This window comes from Sphingomonas mollis (genome assembly GCF_016427505.1).
Taxonomy (GTDB): domain Bacteria; phylum Pseudomonadota; class Alphaproteobacteria; order Sphingomonadales; family Sphingomonadaceae; genus Sphingomonas; species Sphingomonas mollis.
Window position 1 is genome coordinate 131158 of the sequence record NZ_JAELXS010000006.1, and the last position, 21267, is coordinate 152424.

Sequence of the window (21267 nt, forward strand, 5' to 3'; positions counted from 1 at the left end):
GGTCAGGCCTTCGTCGTCCCGAGGGCCACGGCGGACGCCTCCTCGGGGTCGAGGTACGGCGCCTGCGCGTAAATCAGGCCGCCAGGCTGATTGGCCAGGCGAGCGATCATGTGGCCGTGACCAAGCAGACCTTCGGCTCCTCCCTCGTCGAGGATGATCTGCGAGTTCACCCTGTTCGACACCTTCAGGGCGATCTTGTTGTTCATGTTCGCCTTGATCAGACCGGGAAGAGCATCCTTGTCAGGTCGCTGGGTGATCAGGAACAGGTGGATTCCGGCCGCACGGGCCTTGCCGCTGAGACGCACCACGTATTCGGAGACGGCGTCGCGATACTGTCCGTCCGCCTTGTCCGCCATCCAGTCGGCGAGTTCGTCATGGAAGAAATAGATGCGCGGCAGCCTGTGCTGCTCGTCGACCTTGGCATTGTATGCGTCGAGGTTGGGCGATCTGGATGGGGCCAGAACCTCGGCGTACCGCCGCTCCATCTCTCCCACGAGATCCCTGAGGGCGATGATTGCCTCTTCCGCGGTCACGATGATCGGTCCGTCGAGATGCGGCACCTGTTCGATCCAGCCGTAGTCGATGCCGGCCTTGGGATCGACCAGTCGGATGCGCGCCGCAGTCGGCGAGTTCGTCGAGCAGATATCGAGGAGGAGATTGGCGGTGAAGACGCCCTTGCCGCCGCCCGTCTCGCCCGCGATCAGCGTGTGCGGTCCGTGCTGTGGCTGCCCCGCAAAGGGGCCGCCAAGATTCAGGTACAGGATCTCGCCCGTATCCTCCCGCTCGCCCAGTACGAAGCTGGTGTTCCGGAACGGCGCCGTTGCGGGGAGTGTCCGCCGCTTCCAGACGTCGAGGGTCGGAAGAGTGATGCGATCGTCGCGCGCGACCATGACCACCACCTCGCCCTTGGCAGGCCGCACCGCGACGATTTCGAGACCATGCGAGGTGAGCAGCGTCGAAGTGCGTTTCTGCACGAGATCGGTGGTCATTTCGTCGCTACCGCGAAAGCGGATCAGGGCGGAGTTCGGCGTCAGACGCGCCCCGACCACCTCGGTCGTGAGCCCATACCCCTTCAGCGCCGTCTTCAGTCTTCTTTCCGTCGCCTGCAGCCATTCCTGACCTGCAATCTCCGCCGGGGGTACCGGGCGCTCCGCAAGCATTGTCGCTACGCCGCTGCGGAAATCTCCGTTCGGAACGACATCGCCTACCGGCAGCGATGCGGGTTCGCCGTCCGCTGCGTCATCGGAGTAGGGTAGGAAGTTCTCCGGCAGGATGTCCGAAGACGGCAAGCCTGCCCCCGGCGGCGGCGCGGCTGCCAGCGTCGACAGGCCCATGCCGTCGCCTACTTCGACCGGACCCTGTTCGTCATCGGCGGTTGAGCTTCCGGCCGCCGTGGACGGAGAGGTGGGTGGCGGCGGAACGTCAGGCGTCCGATCGCCGCCTTCGTCACCGTCCGGGGCGGGGGGTGGACCCTGCGGCGACGGGGGACCCGGCAGCGGAGGCGAGTCGCCGCCGCCGCGTACGTCCTCCAGAAGCGAAGCGATGGCCGAACGGTTGTAGATCGCCTGCAGAAGCCCGTCGTCCATGACCGGAGGGTCGATGGGGCCGTCCTCGTCGTGCACGAAGATGAGGGATGCCCCTGTCACCTCGATCTCGACGTCGAGCGCACGTATCTGCGCGATCCGTTCGAGCAGCCTGTCGCCGTCCTCGCGTTCTTCGAAGCTGCCGTGCTCGACGAGCAGGTCGGCGAGCTGCGCGGCGTGAGCAGCCGCATTGAGTCGGTCCGCCCCGCTGCCATAGCGGGCACGCAGTCGGTTCATGGATGACTCTGTCTGCTGACGCGACTTGCTCCGGGCTGCGATCAGGCCGTCGGCGCTGACGTACTTGGATTCCACGACAGTGAGCGTCACTACATGCCTGCCTTCGACCTCGCGCGCGCTGACCAGAAGCAGGTCCGCGACTGGATCGCTCAGCAGATGCCCAAAGCGCGTCTTGAAGTCGTCGAGGAAGAACCAGGCGAGCATCTGCCCGTGCGCACCGACCGAGCTCCGGATCAGCTGTTCGCTGAGGCTGAGGCCGATCAGTTCAAGCGCCGCCGTGTCCCGGTTGGCCGCCCGTAGCACGATCTGGCCCGACAGGTCCGCCGCGCGGTCGATGAGCGTCCTAGCGAGATCGATCTCGTCGTGCGGCACGCGAGCCGTGACGTCCGCGAGCATCTCGGCAAGCCGCTTGGACAGCGACCGCCTGTGCGCGCAAGTCGACACGACGAGGTTGTGACGCACCTCCTCGATGGGCACCGAGCGGATGACGCTGATGCCGTTCTGCCGGAACAGCCTGCGGTCCGCGATCGTGTCGAAGGTAACGACCCAGTCGGCGATATCATGTGCGCGGCGAATGATCTTGGCGTTCTCGTCGTGATCGAACGAGATCTCCCGCACGGGCTCCCAGTGATCGCTTCGACCGGGATCGTCCGTCTCCCTCGATGCCATCTCCATCGCCAGGTCGAGATAGCGCTGGACGCATTCGGGGCGGGTTGGCGATGCCAGAAGCATGCGTGTCCGGTTCTCCCCTGCGCCGTGCACGAGGCGACGGGACGGTGCCGCACGGGTCGACAGATCGACGTCGGGCCATGCGGCGCGGGTGGCGCAGCGTCGCCAGTGGGTTCCCGCATTCCGAGCGAACACATCCTGCAGGAAGGCGATGTCGAGGGGTTTGTTGTCGTGCTCCGACGTGGCGAGCTGCTCGACGTCGCCGATGCCGACACGCAGGTTCGACAGGAACTCCTTGGTGAGGTCGGCGCCGCCGCTCGAGTCTAGCTCACGTCCGATTGAAACGTTCTGCTCGGCGTACAGCTGGCGAAGTCTCTTGCGGTCGTCGCTGGCGATGATGAGATCGCAACGCAGCCGCGTGTCCTCGTCCACCCGGCGCGCGAGCCGCTCCGCGACAGCCGAGGGAAGGTCGCGACTCTCGGAATTGTAGAGCACGACCGAGAAGTTGGCTGCGTTGTGAGGGTGAAGATCGAGATGCTCGGACAGCACCTTCATCAGGTTGTCCGCCGCCTGCTTCGTGTGTGCGCCCTGCTCCTCGCCTGTCGTTCCTGGGGCCGCAGCGGGTTCGACGTACGAATAGTCGGCGAGGAACTGGTTCTCCGTCATCGACACGAAGACGTTCTCGCCAGTCTGCAGCACCGCGAAGTCGCTGAACCAGCTGCGCTGCAGGTCAGCCTCGGCCCGCAGGACGAAGGAACGCAGGCCCTTGTCGTCGAGACCAGACGCCACGGTATCGAGGCTGTCCTTCAGCATACGCGCGCGAAGGCCGATCTCGGCGAGGCGGAAGGGAGACAGCGGCGTAACGATTGCGCCCGGAGAGTTGCGTGAAAGCGCTATTCCGATCGTCATCACGGGAGTCCAGAGTACGCGCTTGCATGCGTCCCTGTATGCGTGCGTGCGCAGCGCGTGCAGAAGCTGTCCAAATCGCCGAGCTTGCTCGATCACTGCGTCGGCCATCGCGCCCTTGCCTTCTAAGAAGGCCTTGAGGGCTTCGCCGTAGCTTTCGGCGAATGCGGCGTACGCCGCCTCGATGGCTGAGCGACCGGATGGCGAAACGATGTTCTTAGCTGATAGGTCCGCAAGTCCGCTGGCGAAGTGCGCTCCCATGTCGGACGTCGGATCGTTGGGATCAAACAGCTGCCCGCCGTCGGTCGCGTTGATGTCGCCGATGGTCTCTCGGACGGCGAGCTTCAGCGAGGCGGGGCCCGACACGGTGTCCTTGGCGGTCCGCGAGAACCGACCGCAGAGCAGCTGCACCTTTCCGGTATCCGGCGGTGCCGCCGCGCGGAGGTGGTCGGGGAAGTTGACCCCGAGACCGCGCACGGTTGGGGTCCAGATCATCTGCGTTTTGATCGCATGGTCCAGCTTCGTCGGGTCGACGGCGCCGTCCGGCAGGAAGTCGCCCTTGCCGAGCAGGTAGACCTCGAACCGGAACTCGGCGTCCTTGCCCTGATGATCGCTGACCGCGTCGATCTCGCCTGCCCAGTCGCGCGTCCAGCAGATGCCGCAGTCGATCCTCACGAAGTCCGGCGTCGCGTCGTCGAGCCCCCGATAGCGGTCGCGAAGCGTGACCGACGCCTCCAGGACGTGCTGACGCCAGAAGTCGAGTTCGTTCGCCTTGTCGAGGCGGAACAGGACTATCCTGTCCGCCATGTCCACGGCGGCCGTCGACAGGAGTTCGTATGTCGAGCGCAGCAGCCCGACCTCCAAATCCGCGTGGGCGCGGACCTCGCGAAAGATAAACTGCTCCCAACGTCTTGCGAGCTTTCGGTCCTTCTCCAGCCGCGTGCGGTGGCGGCCGTACAGCGCCGTCTCCGCGGCGTCGGCAGGGCGGCTCTCGTCCAGGCGCTCCAGGATGTCGCGGTCGACTGCGCTCAGCGACCCGGCGGCTTCGCGATCGACGTAGTCCATCGTCGCCTGGCCCAGTCGCGCCTCCTTGGTCGTCTTGCGGGTCTTGATCACCTTCTGGATCGTCGACCATTTCAGAGTGACGAAACCTTCCTGGCTTTCGGTCCAGACTCCGGGCTCGATGTCGCCGTCATCCAGAAGCGCCTGGAACTTCGCCGCGTCCTCAGGCTGGATCTCGCCTTCCTGTATCAGCTTGTCCAGCCGCGACTGCAGAACCGGGCGTTCGAGGGGCGATCCCTTGTCGTTCCTGAGATAGGCGACGTCTGACACGCGATTGTAGAGTTCGCTCAGCTGTGTCGCCCAGGATTCCGGAGAAGTGAGTCGTCCGCGGTCGCCTGGTGGCGCGAAGGTCGGAGCCTCGGGTGGCATCCGCAGCACCGTCAGCGCCCGGTTGAGCGCCTTATGGGATGCCTGCTTGTCCACCCCGTCGTCGAGTTCGAGCATGAACTGCGCGAACGTCCCGACGCCCGTCGGGATGTCGGTGCGCAGCAGCCCCCTGATGGCGCGGTGGAGATAGTCCTGATGTCGCGGTTCCAGCGATCGCAGGTGCAGGCTCGCATCGAACCAAGCGTCCACGTCCGCCTTCAGGTGGTCGGGAGAGATGCGGTAGATGGTGGCCGCCGTCTCGCCTAGGCGGTTGAGCGCGTCGTTGCCGACCGCCGAGACGACCGCGCGGTCGGCGTCCGTCCGCTCGACGTTACGCCAGTGGGTAAGCGGCTCGTCCGAGATCCACTCCTTCCGGACAGCTCCGCTCACCAGATCGGGATGGATGGCGATACGGGCTGCAGGTTCCAGCGCGTGGATCGCCTCGAGGATCCGGCGGATCTGGTCCTTGTCGAAGTCGAATACCGCGAACAGGACCGGTTCGTCGGGACTGGCGAGCAGCGCCCGCCGCACGCGCTGCGCCGCCACCTGTGCGACGAGAATCGCGTCGTCACGCGTCTCGTGGTTCGTTGGAGGGGACGACTGACTCCCATCGGCCGGGCCCTCGTTGGCGGTGGTGGGGACGTGTGCGGTCTGCGTGGTCATCTACTTGCCGTCGGCCTGATGGTAGGGATTGCGCACGAAGGCGCAGTCGTCGGAAAGGCGCTCGAGGAAGCCGAGCATGCGTAGGCGTTCCTCGAAGACCCGCTGGTTGGCGCGGAGCTGTTCGAACGGGGCGTCGGTGCCGAGTTCGCGCTGGCCGATGGCAGGTCCGATGACCAGTCGGTAGCGCGCCCAGATCGTCTCGAGGTAGCGCTCCAGTTCGACAGGCGCCGTCACGTTGGCAAGGACGAGCGCTTCCAGGAAGCCGTTGTTCGCGGCGTACCATCGTCCTTGTCCGACCCTGCTCACGGCGAGCCCGATCCGCTCCGCCTGGACCCCGAGCATCTGCCCAAGGTGGTTTGCGTGCTTGGCGAGGGCCTCCTCGCGAAGCTCCTCGATCATGCGTGTGGGATCGGTCGTCTTCTGGTCGACCTTGAACGACAGTACCTCCGACAGCAGCTGCTTCCGCCTAGCCGTCGGATCGCCTGCCGCCCCGGCCTGCTGCCATGGACCGCTGGCCGCGAAATCGTCGACGGTCTTCGAGATCGCCAGCCGTGAGAGCTCCCGGTGCAGCTGGAAGCGTTCTCGGGACACCCGTCGCAGGCCGCCCGCGCTGGTCATGGCCATGTCGACAGGCATCGGCTGATCCTGGCGCCGGCCGAGCACCTCGGCGGAGCGCTCGACGATATAGCGCGCCACGTGGAGGCCGGTGACGCGCATCAGAGGTTCGGCGAGCTGATCGTCCGGCAGCTGCTCGAGGCTCAGGATGGCCACCCAGTCCTCGGCGAGTCGATCGTAGACGAAGTGGTGCGGGAGCGGGAGATAGCCCACCCTGTACTGGATAGCGTCCACCTCCTCGGTCGGCTCGCTCGGCTTCTGAAGCAGCTTCGCAACCCGGTTCCATCGGCCCGTGTCGACGAGCAGCCTCCGCCTGACCAGTTCCTCTACGCGCTCCGCAAGGCTGCTGCGGTTGAGCATCAGGAAGACGATCTCGCCGCCACGCGCGAAGAACTTGCGATCGCTGGTGACCTTGCCCGTCTTCTTGCTGATGCCGTAGTCGGCAGTCAGCATGTCGGTTCCGCCTGGTATCAGGTGCCGCGAGGTGGCGCGGCGGCCGCGCTCCGGTTCGACCACCGCGGCTCGCAGCAGATCGACCGCGTCGTGGAAGGACGAGAACTTGTCGAAGCGCTCGCGAAGATGAGCGACCTCCGCTGGGCTACGTTTGCCGCGCCACTTCTCCCACTTGGCCTCGTCAGACAGTGTGTCGCCGTCGGCGGCGATCCTGTCGAGGACGTGATCCTGGAAGAGGAGACTGCGCAGGTCCGCACGCATCGGCACGTCGTACGAGAACTTCTCGTGCTTGCCGGACAATGGCAGGAATATGCTTCCCTTGTTTTTGTCGCTGGCCCGCGCAGCCATGATGGCGATCGTCTCGAGCAGGAGAAGCCAAGGTGACTGATCGTTGATGAGGCGATGCCCCCAGATCATCTGCTCGATGTTTACGCCCCACGAGTCACGCTGAGCCGTTTCGGGGACGTCGAGTGCACCCTCGACCTTGAAATGAGCAAGATCGGTCATGCGACACCGAGAGGTAGCGGGGCAAGCGCCAGCCTACCGTTCGAAGGAAGACGTACCAGGGTGACCTCGGTGGGTTCCGGCGGGAGCAGACCCTCCTTAGCCAGCCGGGCTACGGAGCGGAGACGGAACTGCCGCAGCTCTTCGAAGCACTGGCGGGAGAAGCTGGAGGGGAGACTGCCGTTCCGAATCCGCACGAGGTACTCGAACAGGAGGGGCGTGAGGTCGATTGCGGTGAGTTCGTCGCCATCGCGCCGTATCACCATGCGGGGACGTGCATTCGTCCCCCTGGCATCGAAGTCGACGCTGAGCCGCTCCTGCGGCGAAGCCCCAAGCCTGATCGGCGCCGCCGTGTCGAGGACCCTGCCTTGCCGGCTCTGCGTATAGCCCGCAGGTCCGGTCAGCCAGAGCTTGTCGTCGTCGTCGGCCATAAGCCCGGTGTATACCCTGTTGAGGCCGGTGATCAGGTGGCGCCGAGTGCGTCCCGTATCGGCACCGCCGGCGAGACCGTCCGCGAACCGCAGATAGTCGCCGCCGCCCGTGAAGATCGTCAGGAGCCAGGGGTTCAGGCGTTCGTCTCCTTCCGGCAGCACGAAGAACAGCCGCCTGCGTTGGTCTGCCAGCGCATCGTGCAGCACGCCCATGTCCACTTCCGCCGGCGCCGCACGATATCGGGTCCGGTGCGTCGCAAGCAGCACGTCGCCGTGATGTCCGTCGGCCGCCATGAACTGGACGAAGGCCTCGGCGGGTTCCATCTCGATCATCAGCTCGTCGAACGCGTTGAGTGTTTCACGTCCGAGTCCGAAGCTATCGAATACGGTGAATGCCCTGAACTGCTGACGGGTAGCGGCGTCGAAGTTTAGACCGAGAAGATTGCGGAATGGGTTCACGCGCCGCGACGTGTCGCCAGCGGGGGCGAGGTGATGCGCGTCGGTGCATCGAATGAGGCCCGCTGCGCCGCTATCCCCCAGCAGAATGTTGGAACACAGCAATAGCAGCTGGCGGACGGGCAGATGCGTGTCGTTCAGCGCTGCCAAGCGTATCAGCCTGCCCAGACGAACCCGCAGACCGGGATCCGCCGGGTCGGCCAGGACTGCAAGGTTCCGCCGGATAGGACAGGTCGAGTTCTCGTACAGGGTACAGCCCGAGCACCGCTCCCAGTCCTGATGCTCGACGATTGCTCTGACGACCTCGTCGAACAGCATGTCGTGAGGCTGCCTGCTGAGATTGAACAGGCGGAGCGCCAAGCCCGGAAACTCTGGCCGTTCCCGGACGAGCATGGTCCGGACGGCCTCGTCCAGCTGCTCACCCTGCGGGTGCAGGTGGGCGAACTGCCGTACAAAGGCGACGAGCTGTCCGTCATTGGATGCAATCAGCAGGGGAATATCGGAAGTGCCGAACACGGAAGCCGCGAAGGCCTCGTAGATCTCGGCCTTCTCGTCGTCGACCAGTTCGGCGAGATCCTTGACGACCCTGACCGTTCCACCGGTCGGCAGAATGACATCGAGCACCTTGGCGGTACCCCACTCGCTCATGTCCGCCCCGACCTTCTCGAGGGCAGAGCGGCAGGTATAGGTCTTCCCGTCTCCGGCGGTTCCGGTCAGGACGATGCTGGGCGGAGAGGCCGACTGCCAGGCCGCCAGCACCTCTTCCACTCGGGGTGCGGTTACGGTGATGGGCTGAACGTTCTTGCGCTTCGCTGTGCGCTGCACGTGCTCGTCGAACTGCGCGTTCGACGAGGGCAGCGGTCCGTAGGAGCGCAGGAAGTCGACCAGCGGGTTCTGCTTCAGCTCAAGCATCACAGGTGGCACACGGCGCAGCCGTCCTCCGCCTTAGCCGACACGGCACGTCTCGGCATCCTCTCGACGTCGTCGAGGGACCGGCCGTCGACCCAGGTGTACTTGCGGCCGCGTTTCATCCCTTCGTACGCCTTGGCCTTCTGATACAGTTCGGGATGGCGTTCCTTCAGGCCCTGCCATTCCCCGATTTGCTGGTAGAAGCAGAAGTAGCAGCCCGATCGGCTGCGCCATTCATAGTATTCGGGTAGGCCAAGACCGGCGCTGTCGAGGATCCGGTTCACCTCGGCGATATCAATCGCGTCGTCGCGATACGGGTAAACCGGCGTAATGTTCGGCTGTTCGGAGATTACGACGGGCTTCGCACCGGCGGTGCCGGTACCGAGATATCCCGAGCGATTCTCGTCCGCGCGGATGCCGATGTACGAATACGCCCGGTCGGTGCCGACGAAGCGCTCGAACGGCGCGATCTTCATGATGCGGGTGCACCAGCGCGCGCGCGGGCTGGGGAGGAATCCCGCGAAGTGCTCGTAGAGAGCGATGTCGAATGCCGTGCGGCCTGGCTTCTCGGCGATGTCGAACAGATCCATCGCCGATACCCGATGGATCCTCCCGTCCAGCACGTGTTCGAGACGGTCGAGATAATCGTAGGTCTCGGGCAGCTCTACCCCCGTGTCCGAGAAGACGTACTCGAACCGGACTTCGGGATTGCGCTCCTTCAGGTAGACCGCGAGCGCCGACGAGTCCTTGCCCCCGGAAACGGGCACGATGTGCCGCGCCTCCTTGTCACGTACGGCATCGTCAACTCTTGCGACGTTCATTTCCTGCTCCCGACGGCCACGCGGCCCTTCGAACTCTTGTCGTCACCGCCGTCGATCCTGGCAAGAAGTTCGTTCAGTTCGCGGACCTTGGCTTCCACGATGGGCCGTAGCGCCATGGCCGGCCGCTCGACGTCGAGCGCTGCGGCCTCGATACGTGCCCGCGCCTCGCGCAGCGCCGCCCGAAACTGCGGCGACGTCCGGTCGTCCCACTTGTCGAGGCTGCGCTGGAGCAGGATCGAGCTGAGCGCGTTCGCCAGCGACTTCGGCGAAAATCGTCCCTCCGCCGTCTCCAGCGCCTTCCGCAGCACCGAGCGGTCGACGATCCTGAGATCGCCGCGGCGTTCGAGAGATGCGGCGTCGAAGCAGTCCGCCCATGCCTTTACCGTCAGGACCGGTTCGCCGGGCTGCGCCGAGGTGCGGAATCCCTCCTCGAGGAGTACGACCGCCTCGTCGGCGAACGCCTCGCGCAGGTGGTCGATCTCGTTCCTGGCCCGCTCGACGCGGGCGATGACGTCCGTCCCGATCTTCTTCGCGCCGAAGGCGGCCGGAATGTCGCGGATCAGCATGTCGACGGGATCGGCGGGTGCCGTCGTCACGCGCAGCAGCGCACGTGCCGTGTCGGTCAGCCGCTTCGAGCGGCGCGTGCCGTCCGACACGGTGACAAGCCACTTCTGCACCGCGTCCTGCGCCGCCCGGATCAGCTCGACGTCCGGCGCGGGGCGCTCGTGCACCAGCACGTAGCAGAGGGCTGAGAGATACTCGCGCAGCGTGTCGGTGGGCTCCTCGACGCGCATCGTCACGCCCTCGGGATAGGCGACCATCGCGTCGAACCCGAATCCCATGATGTCCGGGACGTACGTGCCGTCGCGGTATATGGCGACGGAGCGGGCGAAGTGACTGTATCCCGCCGCTACGAGGATCGGCATGACGGCGCGGGGTACCCCGGTGGTGACGTCCTCGAGATCCGCGACCAGCTCCGACATGCCCCGGTAGCTGCCCGGCTTAGTCGGCACACGGAAGAACTCCATGATCTGCATCCAGACCTCGCGCAGACCCGGATCCTTGATCTCCATCGGGTCTGCGAACCGGGTCGCTCCCGCCGGGCGCAGACCCGTGTTCTCTATCACGGTGCGGTATATCGAGCCCTCTGCGCTCCGGTCGCCGTCCTCGTAGCCGAGACGTTCACGGTCTCCGCGCTCGAGGATGGCCTGCACGACGCGCACCCGCGCCGTCTGCATTGTGCGAGATGCGGTGGCCCGCATCAGCTGCTCGTTGGCGATCCGGGGCGTCTGGCTGTACCATCCGCCGAGCAGCCGCGAGGCCGCCATCGTGCCCGGCTTTTCCTCGGTGACGTCGAGCACCTTGCCGTCCGCGATCCAGGTCGATCCCAGCCCGCGGGGATCGAGAAGGCCGCGGAGCAGGACCGCCAGCTGACCGAAGGCGACCGACTGTAGCTCGTCGATCTCCGTCACGACCATCGGATCGGAGGCGACGAACTCCTCGTCCTGACGGAGGGCCTCGATGGCGACGAGCTCGAGCGCCGCGCTTTCGAGTTCGAGCGGCCGGTCGGGCACGACGACGACGGTGCGCCCTGGACGCTGGCGCTTCGCCTGGTCGACCGCATCTTCGATCGTCCTCCGGTCCTCGGCGAGGACATAGGCGATGGCGCCGGCCTCAGTGGGGACGGACAGACCCTGACGCAGCTCTTCCGGCGAGACGTACCGACCGGCGAGGAACCGGTTGACGCCGAATTCCGCATTGTGACCGGGCGCGCGTAGATGCGGTGCAGGAAAGCGTTGTTCGAGGAAGGTGCGGATGTCGAAGTCGGCGGAACGGCGTTCGCGTTCTTCCCGTACCCGATGCGCGACGTCGATGTCGGCGCCGTGCCACACGGCCACATCGTCGTTGTGCCGTCGCCACAGCAATAGTCGCGCGGCCACGAGGTCGTCGATAGCCGCCGACACCTGTGCGGCGGGCATCGTGTGGTCCCCGACCGCGAGCTCGAGGACGGCGCGCGGCAGCCGACGTCGTTCGCCGCTAATACCGAGCTGGAGAAGGCACGCCGCCGCCAGGATCTCGCGCTGGATGGGCTCGCGGGCGCGGGACCGGGCGCTCTCGGTCTCTATCCAGCGGCGATAGGTTCCGCCGATGCCCACGTCCGTACGCATCGCATCGGAGAAGGCCTCGTACACGGCCTCGATGCCGACGGTCCCGGCCAGGTCCATCTCGCGCAGGAAGGAGAACAGGCTCCGCTCGTTCTGGCCGACCCGCGCGACGAGGGTAGGAAGAACCTGGAGCGCGCCCGCCGTGAGCGGACGGGCAGTCTCAAGTATCTCGCGGGCGGTCGCGATGTCGTCGACGCCGTCGAACCACCGCGCAGCGATTACAGCCGCGACCGTCTCGTCGGCGATCGTAGCGACGGGCAGATCCTCCGGCCGCAGGCCTTCCACGACCGAGCCGACCAGGCGGTAGAACTCCTGACTGTCCTCGACCATGCGAATGGACCGGAAGCGGCCTTCCACCTTGCGCCACTCGGTCCGCGAGGTCTCATTCAGTCTGGTCGCGTACGCCAGCAGGTTCTGGTGAAGTAGCAGCGTCAGGCTCATCGTCGGCGCGGACGCACGCGACACCCGCTCCGCCAGCCGCTGCAGCAGGTCGAGCTCGCTGGACCGCCCCTCGGCGACGAGGCCTTCGAGATGGCGTCCGAACTCGTCCCAGACGATCGCGACATGATCCCATCCGCCCTCGCGCATCGCCTTGCCGAAGCCCTCCACAGACTTCGGCGCATGGCTCATGCCGAGCTGGGTCGCGATCTCCGCCAGCGGCTCGGCCACCAAGCCGGACAGGACGACGACGGCGCCGCACGAGGCCGATCGCGAACGCTCGACGACGGCGTCCGCCAGGTTCGCGTCGAGGTCGCCGATGCGTGCCGCGATCGTCTCGACCACCGGACGGCCGGGCGCGTCGTTCCTGACCTGGAGCGCGCCGACGCCCGCGGCGAGGCTCTTGCCGCTGCCGTACGGCGCGATCACCATGGTGGCGGCACCGGGCGTGACGACCGCCTCGACGATGGGCAGCGCCCGGCGGGTCGGCCGGTAGTGGGCGAAGCGCTCGGGGCGGGCGAGATCCTCGACGAGATTGAGCGAGCGGAAGAAGTCGGCGTCGATCACGAGGCGGCTCCCCCTACGCGGCGGTAGAAGTCACCGAGCCAGTCCGTCACGCTGCGCGACGGCACCTCGAGCCGGCGCTCGCCCGCCGACGTGTCGACGGTCACCCCGCGAAAGGCCTTGCCGCCGACACGGCCGGTCATTTCCTCGACGAAGTCGAGGCCGCCACACAGGATCCTGCCCGGGCCGTGGCGGAGGGTAGCAAGTTCGCGCAGACTCAGCGCGTCCTTCTCGGTCTCGTCGGACAGCAGCGACACGCAGGCGAGGAACGCCTCGGGCGGCACGCCGACCGGTGCACGGCTGCGCTCGAAGCGCGCTACCGCCTCATGCCTGATCACGAGGCCGAGTTCCCGCAGCGGACAGGCTCCGACGTCGTCCGGATCTACGATGTCGACGCCGGGCCGCGACGCGTAGGCGCCGAGAAGGCATGCCACATCCTTGGTCGCCATCGCTTGGCTAGCGGGACGGAGCGCCCTCGCCTTCGTATGCTGCAGGAAGGCGTCCGTGCAGCCGATGCGGTCGAACAGCCGCTCGGAATAGTCGTTGAAGAACCAGGCCCAGACCGTCCCCTCCCGTCGAGCGAGCGCGAGGTGCAGGAACCACCACGTGCCGGGAAGCTCGCAGTAGGGGTCGTTCGCGGAGATCAGCCTCGCCATCCCAGTCGCCGTCCTGCCCGCCCGTCTGGCGTCGTCGCCCGGGGTGTCCGAAAGCCCCATGGCGGACAGCCAGAACGCGAGGGATTCGACCATCTTGGATCCGAGCCCGAGACTGTCCGCCACGTCGGTTGACGGCGCGAAGGTGCCTTCGCGGACCATCTGCGAAAGGCCCTTGGGAAGCCAGCCGTAGCGGACGGGGAAGGTGACGTGGCCGCCATACTGAAAGCGGACGGACGGCTGGTTCACAGGCCACCCCTCAGGCGGGATGCTGCGGCGACGATGATCTGCACGGCTTGGTCGATCTCTTGATGGGTGTTGAGCGGGGATACGGAGAAGCGGACGCTGGAGAAGGCCTCCGCTTCTGATAGGCCCATCGCGGTGAGGACGTGGGAGGGTTCCGGACGTCGACTGGAGCAGGCGGATCCCTGTGACGCCAGTATGCCCTCCGCATCGAGGTTGGCCACTAGCGCCATGCCGTCGACCCCGACGAACCGGATATTCGAGGCGTTGGGCAGCCGCGGTGCCCCAGCCCCGTTCACCACTGTCCAGGGCAACAGTGTACGGATGCTGGACTCCAGCCTGTCCCGTAGCGTCGACATCGTCGCGACGTCCGCGTCGAGGGCGCTGGCCCTCTGCTTGCAGGCCGCGGCGAGACCAGCCAGAAGCGGCACGCTCTGGGTGCCCGCACGACGGCCATGCTCCTGGTCGCCGCCGACGATCAGCGGAGCGTACTCAATCGCGGCGCCGCCGTTCACGATGGCGCCCGTCCCGGCGGGGGCGTGCAGCTTGTGGCCCGACAGGGTGATCACGTCGGGCCCATGCCCGCGGCCGAGCACGGTCCGGATCTTGCCGAACGACTGGGCCGCGTCGGCATGGAAGATCGCACCGTACCGGCGGGCAAGGTCGGCGATGGCAGCGATGGGCTGGATGACCCCAGTCTCGCTGTTCGCCGTTTGGATGGAGATCAAGCCCCTGTCGCGACTGTCCTGCAGGCCCACCTCGAGCTCGATGAGGTCGACGATACCGCCGGCATCGACTGGCACGACCCGCACCTCGGTGCCCTCAACCTCGAGACGCTGGGCGACCTTCAGGACGGAGGCGTGCTCGACAGCGGAGACAAATAGGGTTCGCGCCGGGTGACTGGCTAGCCCGCGTAGAACCGTGTTGTTGGCCTCGGTGCATCCCGAGGTGAACACGACACCGTCCTCGTAGGCGCCGCCCAACAGACCAATTACGGCATCACGGGCTCGCTCGACGATCGCACGTGCGAGATCGCCGGCGAGATGGCCGCTGGACGGATTGCCGGCGCCGCTCGTCATCGCCTCGACGACGGCCGAAAGAACCATCGCCGTGGGAGCTGCGTTCGCATTGGCATCCAGATTGATGACCGAATGGTCGGCGCTGAAGGCGAGTGAAGTGGAATCACACGATGTCTCTGCCAGCGGTGCCATGTACTTCCTCCTTTCCTTTCAGGGTCATCAGACGGTTATAGGAAGGATGCCGAAGTCGGGCAAAGCTATTGAACGCCATTATGTGACAGCGTCGCCGCCCGAACTGGTGCCTCCGCATAGGATGCCTGATAGTCCCGTCTGATAGAACATAAATCGAACGATGACGGTGACGCAAGTTATGCGGCAAATCCGCTTGATAGGGCGTCGACGAGACGAATGCGAGGGCTCGACCGTGCCGCGGCGACCCCGCGGCGGATCCGCCCTAAAGCCATGCCCCCACGAGGTGATCCAGAACGATCACCGAGCGGAATGAAGAGCAGATGAGGGTGTCAGGGAACTCGCGGGTCGGTCGAGAATACCGTCAGCGAAGTCGATGCCCGACTGATAGCCACGTATAGATGCTGCGCGGTCATCGGATCTGCGTCGAGAATGATCGCATGTTCGCCTTCCAATCCCTTGAGCAGCAGCGTGCTGCCGATACCCCGAGCAGGAAGAGGCCGTCCCTTGATGCGTTGAACCTCGCGTTCCGCGATCGCCGCCGTTCGCAGATCGATGCCGCGGGCCGTGGCGCGCGACAGGGCAGCGATCATGACCGCAAGCATATGTGGCCGGTACACATGGAGACCGGCAGTCGCGCGAAGTTCCTCGAGGATATCGCGTACCAGCGCGAGGCCGTCCTCAGCGAAAAATCGGATGCAGGTCCGCTCCACGTCGGAAGCAGGAGGATCTTGTGGTCCTCGCCGCAAGGCATTTATCCGCTGCGCCAATGGGTTCGCCACGCCCGCAATCACCTGCGAGACGAAGCGGAGGGTGGCATTCAGCCTGTCGACTCCCGCTGCGGCCTCGATCTCTCCCGCCGCCGTGATAAGGTCTGACATATCGACGGGTTCGATGACCTGAACGCCCGTCGTCGCTCGCGCGAAGTCGATCCGGCTTTTCACCGGTCGGGCGTCGCCGATAATGAGCAGTCCGGCACCGGCTCTCCCGCGCACCGCCGCGACGGCAGCCGCGCGCTCACGCTGCCGGTCTGCCTGATCGTCGGGAAGCTGTATCCAGCAGACCGCAGGCGGAGCGGTCCTGAGATCGATTTGCGCTCCCCGGAGGAGTTCCGCCCGGACATCGAGAATCCATTGCCCGAGTTCGGGCTGGCCGGCGTTCACCCACCGGTGCGGGACGTCCAGTTCAAGGACGGTCGGGAACGCGGGGATGACGTCCCCGTCCCAGTCCGGACGTGCGCCGTTGAAATCGAAGATGCACTGCAACGGATCGCCAAGGACGTGGCAGGGAAGCTCCGCAGCGAGGGCTCGAACAAGTCGATGCTGCCTTGCCGAGCAGTCCTGGTATTCGTCGACGACGAGCCGTCCATAGTTTGCGCGGAGCACGGGCGCGAGCACCCCGCTTTCAAGAACGGCAACGGCTGCGTCCTGGGTGCCGGGATAGTCGATCGCGCTCCCGACGTTCCGGTGACCGGCGAGGCCTGGATACAGGGTTATGAGCTTGAGCGCCCACCCATCGATGGTCGCTAGCCGATAGCGGTCCGCCGGCACGCCTGACCGAGCGAGCCTAGTCCGAAGCGCCGTCACGCCTGCGTTGGTATGGGTGAGAACCAGCACGGGAAGACCATCGTGACCGGCGAGCGCGTCGACGATGGTCTGTGTCTTGCCGCAGCCGGCAGGTGCGACCACCGCCCCGGGTGGGAGATCGAAGAGGCTCATCTAGAGGTATTCCGGTTCGACGTCGTCGCCCGCGTCCTCCTCGCCGTCTTCCGGAGCGTTCAGGATCCATGCCCGCAGCTCCTCGACTGTCTGGACCAGGCGTCCGCCACTGCCTGCGAGGTGAGGTCCCAGCACGTCGCGCCCGATCGTCTCGGCATAGCTGACCGTCTTGAACCATTTGCCCTTGGTGGCAGCTGCGCCGAGAGCGCTGCGCTCCGCCAGGTCGTATCCAAGCGGATCATCGAAGGCGAGATCAAGATCCGCCTTGCGGGCGCGGATCTGTCCGTTGACGGACTCTTCTCCGTTCCATTCGCGGGCCAGTTCGACGAGGGGTCGAATGGCGTCGTCGGCGATAGATGCGAAGATCTGCATTTCGGTGGTGTTGGGCTCGTCCCAGAAGAAGCGCATTACCCCGGCTTCCTCAAGGGCGCGCAGCTCTTCGGCGTCAAGCTCTTTGTCGGAGTCATGCCACAGTCCCGTACGGTAACCTGCCTGTGCGAACGAAAGCGCCCGCTGCAGCATGTTCGAGCCCGTACCGTCGGCAGTAGCGACGCCGCAGCTGCCCATCGGACGGTCGCCCTGATCGGTCCAGTAGAGATCGAGACCGCGGATCAGACCGACCTCGGTCGCCCCCTCGCAGACGAGCACGCTCGGGGCCAGGAAGGCGTCCGCGCACGTCCTGAGCGTGCCCTGGTCCGCCGGATTTCGGCCCAGCTTTATGAGCGAGAGATCAGGTGCATCAGGATCACGCCTGGCGCGCCAGAGCTGCTGCGCGGATAGCTCGCGCACGACGACGGGCGAGTGCGTCGTGACGAACACCTGGCGAGGCGGGACCGCGTCCTTCGCGCCGAGCTGATGAAGCAAGCGGATAATTCGGAAAGGCTCAAGGCCATGTTCCAGCTCGTCGACGAGCGTGATCGGGGACGTATTGCCTGCGAGAGCCTGCAGGCCGGCGACCAGAAGACGCGAGCTGCCAAGGCCGAGGTTACGCAGCGGAACGCCATCTCCATCGTGCAATGCGATGGCGCCCGCGCCGAAGCTGACCCCGTGCGCATCCAGCAGGGCCTCGGCCTCTTCTGCGCCGGCGACTCCCACCTGTCCGGCGACATCGCGCACCATGGCGATCGTGTCGGCGACTTCCGCGGCGGCGGCATCGCCGAACGCGGCCCGCGCCTGACGGGCGGCATCGGCGAGTGCCGCGCCCGCCGCCGGCCGCACCTCGGCGATGCGGTTGAGCACGCTTCGGACTCCCCATGCGAGATGATGGCCCGCGAAGGCGCCGAGTCGGGTCGGTGCCAGCCTGACCCGCTCGGCGAAAGGCAGGTCGCGAAGGCAGTCGTCGGCCTCCGCGCGTTCGGAGAACAGCGTCCATTTGGGATCAAGATCGGCGCCGATGGTCAACCGGATCGAGACGACGATCTCACTGCCTGCTTCCGGCTCGTCGGTTACGCCGATGTCACTGTCCCAGCCCCGGTGAAAGAACCCGTACCTATCGAGGTCAAGAAGGGAGGCAGGTAGATCGCCGATCGTCACATCGATCAGTATGTCCCGAGCCGTGTCGAGGCCATGGAAGTCCGCATCCGTGAACGTCGCGGAGCGGCGGGCGGAGAGCACGAGATCGATAGCGTCCAGCACCGACGACTTTCCGGAGTCACCCGGTCCGATGAGGCCGTTGATGCCGCTGCCTGGTGACCATTCGAGATGTCGGATGCCCCTGAACCGCTCGATCTTCAGCTGACGAATCAGCGGCATGCCGTCTCCCCCTACTGTTCTCCTTCGGTTCTGCCGTGGGTTGCCGGCCGTATCAACAGACGATTTGAACAAGGCCCCGGGAGGTAATTGAGCCGTCTGGTCTGAGATCATCCCGAAATAGGGATCGATGAACGTCGTCAGCTTGCTGAACAAGGCTTCTTTGTTTGCCAAGTGTCAGCACCAAATCCTGGTGTGACTTCCGCCGGCCGAGCCGTTCGTAGCGCAGCGCATCGATTTGCCGGCACGAGCATGTGACTTTCTGCGATCTGCCCCCGGATGGCCCGGGAGGCGTACGATCGCGAGTACCGGCCACGACGTCGATGGTTACCGTCGCATCCATCCTGAAAATGGTCGCTATCCTGAAATTGGCGACCTATGTTCACCGATGCACGGGAAGCGGTTCTCGAGCCGGGGCGTGGAAACCCTGAAAATTGGAAGTCGGTCGAAAGACCAAGACGGTCGAAGAGCTCTTCGGCCGGGTGGCGGGGACGTATGTCCAGACCACCCGGTTAAAGGTTTCCGCGCCTGTTCCAATTCAGGTTTCCAACACCCGGCTCAGGGGCCGGCGTCCCGTCTCACGGGACGCCGCCGACTGGGCTGCGCCCCTTCCACGACGGAGGGCAGCGATGATTGGGGATCAGGCCGGGCAGGAAACCGTAGCACTCGCGAGGGCGACGGCAGAGGGACACGCAGCGGTCGTTGAGGACTGACGATGCCGGTCCAGACCGTACCCTTCGTTCCGATTTTCGTCCTCGGCGTCTTCTTCCTGATCGTGCCGGGCTGGATAGTCGCGCTCTTCATTAACAGCGACCCGATCGGTGCGGCTGTGTGCCTTGCCACCGCGGTGGCGGCGATGATCCGTCCGACGGCAAGCTGGATCCTGTTCGCGGTGCTGTGCTCGCTGCGAACCGTGCCCTTCATCGTGGCCGCGCTGACCGCGGTCGCGATGCGGATCGGTCTCGCCCAGCACGGCTGGCCCTACCTCGTCATGTACCTGGTGATCGGCGGCGTCGCGCATCTGCGCATCCGCTCGCTCCGCCGGTCCGGACAGATCGACATCTGAGAGGAGCTTCCACGATGCACATGACGACGATGACGGCGCTTGCCCTGGCGGCGGCGCAGCTTTCCGCGGTTGGCCAGACCGGCGTGACCACTCCCGCACCAGCGACCGTCAAGGGCAGTCCCGCCACGTTTGATCTTGCCGGGTTCAGGCTCGGCATGAGCGAGGCCGAGGCGGAGCGCGTCCTGAAGGAGCGCGGCATGACGGTGAGGCGCCGGACGCGCGCGATTACCTTCGAGGATCGCGTCCGCCAGGCCGTCAACTTGCGCGGCGGGCGGCTGCCGCTGAAGGGCGGCAGCGTCCTGAACAATGCGGACATCGACGACGGCAAGGGCGGAAGGATCATGATCCGCATGCTCGGATGGCCGGACGGTGCGCGGGTCCGCAGCATCACCTATATCGTGCGCGCAGGCACCGAACCCGCTGCCTGGCGCACGCTGCTTGTGGGGAAGTACGGTCCGCCGTCCAGGGACAGCGGGACCATCGATGGCGAGGGCCTGCATGCGCGGTGGTGCGGGCAGGCCGCGTGTCTCGGCGAAGGCGGCGTCTTCCGGCTGTACGCCGACGTGAACGCGCGCGGCGGCACGATCGCACTGTCGCAGCCGGAGGGTACGTCAAGCGTGGTTTCCGATCTCGTCGAGCGGGAGGCGTCGAAGCGCGGCTTGGGTGGCAAGCCGGCGCTCTAGGACGGAATGCACGTCCGCGCGACCGATGCTATCGCGCGCGGCAGCCACACCGTGATCGTCGGCATGTGAAGCAGAATAGCCGTGCCCATTCCCGGTTTCTGGTGGTCGAGCGGCTTCATCCGGCGGATGATCATGCCCGGAAATCCGAACAGCGGGTCGCCGAGCCAGCCTGGATCACGCAACGCAGGCCATCCGCTTCGAGGCTTGCCTGTGTTGCGACGTGCCGGTCGACCGACCTGATTGCCTCGTTCTGCTACTGCGATCGCTGGATGGATCACGCGAATTGGCCCAGGTGCCCGTGGTGGTTGCAACTTGGGACGAGGATACACGCCAGGCGGCTCGGGCTGGTCATAGACCGGTCTTCCCTTTGGGAAGCAGTCTGCACTATCGATAGAGGGACGGAGCAGCAGGCGGGGCGGATTGACCGGGCATAACCACCGTTCGTCGTGTCTTTGCCCATGGTGCGTCAGCATAGGGCGAGCAGGTGTCGGTCCGATGATCTATCAGGGCACGCCACTCCGACCCGCCTTCAGGACATTCGACAGCTACACCATACCCAATGCCAGGTGTCCGGTCTGCGGCGCGCCCGTCTTCTTCTATCAGTCACCGACCGGCGGGCGCGTCTTCTTCGACGAGCTTGGGCCACCTTGGCCGAAGCATCCCTGCACCATTGCCGCGGCCACCGCGATCACGACGAGAGTGCCTACAAGCCAGCAGCGCACGTCGATGCCGACCTGGGTCAGGTCGGGATGGACCCCGGTCCTGATCCAGTCGTCGAGGATGAAGGGCGCGTGGCACTGCATCCCGATGCAGCTGCTGGATCGTGGCATACACGTGGAGGCGCTGACGACGAACCCCGTGGCCGTCCGTGGCCAGATATGCGCGATGTTCCGCAGCTATGACGCGGATGGCGTGGGCATCCTATCGATCGTCGATCTGGATGCGCTGGACAGGACTCGTACACTGATGGTGCTCGAGCCGCGACGCTATGCTGGTCGCTCGCCGTTCGCAGTTGGTCGACGGGTGAATAGCGGGGGGACGGCCGCCGATATCTGATGCGGCGCAGTACGGCCGCTTGAACGGTCTTGCGGTCGCAGGCGGCTCG

At 65.7% G+C, this 21267-nt stretch carries 13 protein-coding genes; 3 read left to right on the top strand and 10 right to left on the bottom strand.

The annotated features are described in order from the left end of the window. Nucleotides 1–2 precede the first annotated feature (2 nt). The 9 genes from JAO74_RS12005 to JAO74_RS12045 all read right to left on the bottom strand — a co-directional run bounded on the left by JAO74_RS12005 (nt 3) and on the right by JAO74_RS12045 (nt 18587). Complete coding sequence (locus JAO74_RS12005) at nt 3–5486, bottom strand: FtsK/SpoIIIE domain-containing protein (protein WP_199038205.1); 5484 nt, start codon at nt 5484–5486, stop codon at nt 3–5. Then, nucleotides 5487–7061, bottom strand: a complete 1575-nt coding sequence (locus JAO74_RS12010; RefSeq protein ID WP_199038207.1) for a hypothetical protein — start codon at nt 7059–7061, stop codon at nt 5487–5489. Continuing rightward, nucleotides 7058–8857, bottom strand: a complete 1800-nt coding sequence (locus JAO74_RS12015; RefSeq protein ID WP_199038209.1) for a hypothetical protein — start codon at nt 8855–8857, stop codon at nt 7058–7060. The genes JAO74_RS12010 and JAO74_RS12015 overlap by 4 nt, the downstream gene beginning before the upstream one ends. Further along, a complete protein-coding gene (locus tag JAO74_RS12020) occupies nt 8857–9675 on the bottom strand; it encodes a phosphoadenosine phosphosulfate reductase domain-containing protein (RefSeq protein WP_199038211.1) in 819 nt (272 codons plus the stop codon). Before JAO74_RS12020 ends, JAO74_RS12015 begins: the two co-directional genes overlap by 1 nt. Then, complete coding sequence (locus tag JAO74_RS12025) at nt 9672–12845, bottom strand: hypothetical protein (RefSeq protein WP_199038212.1); 3174 nt, start codon at nt 12843–12845, stop codon at nt 9672–9674. The genes JAO74_RS12020 and JAO74_RS12025 overlap by 4 nt, the downstream gene beginning before the upstream one ends. Further along, a complete protein-coding gene (locus JAO74_RS12030) occupies nt 12842–13744 on the bottom strand; it encodes a DUF4007 family protein (RefSeq protein WP_199038214.1) in 903 nt (300 codons plus the stop codon). The genes JAO74_RS12025 and JAO74_RS12030 overlap by 4 nt, the downstream gene beginning before the upstream one ends. After that, nucleotides 13741–14949 carry a cysteine desulfurase family protein gene (locus JAO74_RS12035; protein ID WP_199038216.1) on the bottom strand — a complete coding sequence of 403 codons (1209 nt, stop codon included), beginning with the start codon at nt 14947–14949 and terminating at the stop codon, nt 13741–13743. The genes JAO74_RS12030 and JAO74_RS12035 overlap by 4 nt, the downstream gene beginning before the upstream one ends. A gap of 329 nt (nt 14950–15278) precedes the next feature. Then, nucleotides 15279–16664, bottom strand: a complete 1386-nt coding sequence (locus JAO74_RS12040; RefSeq protein WP_199038218.1) for a UvrD-helicase domain-containing protein — start codon at nt 16662–16664, stop codon at nt 15279–15281. After that, nucleotides 16665–18587, bottom strand: a complete 1923-nt coding sequence (locus JAO74_RS12045; RefSeq protein WP_199038219.1) for an ATP-dependent nuclease — start codon at nt 18585–18587, stop codon at nt 16665–16667. It abuts the gene before it with no gap. 541 nt (nt 18588–19128) lie between these two features. Between JAO74_RS12045 and JAO74_RS12050 the strand changes: the two genes are divergently transcribed. Then, a complete protein-coding gene (locus JAO74_RS12050; RefSeq protein WP_199038221.1) occupies nt 19129–19479 on the top strand; it encodes a hypothetical protein in 351 nt (116 codons plus the stop codon). A 14-nt stretch (nt 19480–19493) separates the two neighbouring features. Further along, nucleotides 19494–20162, top strand: a complete 669-nt coding sequence (locus JAO74_RS12055) for a hypothetical protein (protein WP_233150938.1) — start codon at nt 19494–19496, stop codon at nt 20160–20162. On the opposite strand, the gene JAO74_RS12060 is transcribed toward JAO74_RS12055, so the two are convergent. After that, nucleotides 20159–20344 carry a hypothetical protein gene (locus JAO74_RS12060; RefSeq protein ID WP_199038225.1) on the bottom strand — a complete coding sequence of 62 codons (186 nt, stop codon included), beginning with the start codon at nt 20342–20344 and terminating at the stop codon, nt 20159–20161. The two genes, JAO74_RS12055 and JAO74_RS12060, sit on opposite strands and share 4 nt — an antisense overlap. A gap of 313 nt (nt 20345–20657) precedes the next feature. Between JAO74_RS12060 and JAO74_RS12065 the strand changes: the two genes are divergently transcribed. Next, on the top strand, nt 20658–21218 hold the full coding sequence (locus tag JAO74_RS12065) for a hypothetical protein (RefSeq protein ID WP_199038227.1): 561 nt from the start codon (nt 20658–20660) through the stop codon (nt 21216–21218). Nucleotides 21219–21267: the final 49 nt, after the last annotated feature.

Bases quoted from the DNA above. Each gene is read 5' to 3' on its own strand.
- JAO74_RS12005 (WP_199038205.1), bottom strand. From the start codon at position 5,486: ATGACCACGCAGACCGCACACGTCCCCACCACCGCCAACGAGGGCCCG.
- JAO74_RS12055 (WP_233150938.1), top strand. From the start codon at position 19,494: ATGCACATGACGACGATGACGGCGCTTGCCCTGGCGGCGGCGCAGCTT.
- JAO74_RS12050 (WP_199038221.1), top strand. From the start codon at position 19,129: ATGCCGGTCCAGACCGTACCCTTCGTTCCGATTTTCGTCCTCGGCGTC.
- JAO74_RS12040 (WP_199038218.1), bottom strand. From the start codon at position 16,664: ATGAGCCTCTTCGATCTCCCACCCGGGGCGGTGGTCGCACCTGCCGGC.
- JAO74_RS12035 (WP_199038216.1), bottom strand. From the start codon at position 14,949: ATGGCACCGCTGGCAGAGACATCGTGTGATTCCACTTCACTCGCCTTC.
- JAO74_RS12015 (WP_199038209.1), bottom strand. From the start codon at position 8,857: ATGCTTGAGCTGAAGCAGAACCCGCTGGTCGACTTCCTGCGCTCCTAC.
- JAO74_RS12020 (WP_199038211.1), bottom strand. From the start codon at position 9,675: ATGAACGTCGCAAGAGTTGACGATGCCGTACGTGACAAGGAGGCGCGG.
- JAO74_RS12010 (WP_199038207.1), bottom strand. From the start codon at position 7,061: ATGACCGATCTTGCTCATTTCAAGGTCGAGGGTGCACTCGACGTCCCC.
- JAO74_RS12065 (WP_199038227.1), top strand. From the start codon at position 20,658: ATGATCTATCAGGGCACGCCACTCCGACCCGCCTTCAGGACATTCGAC.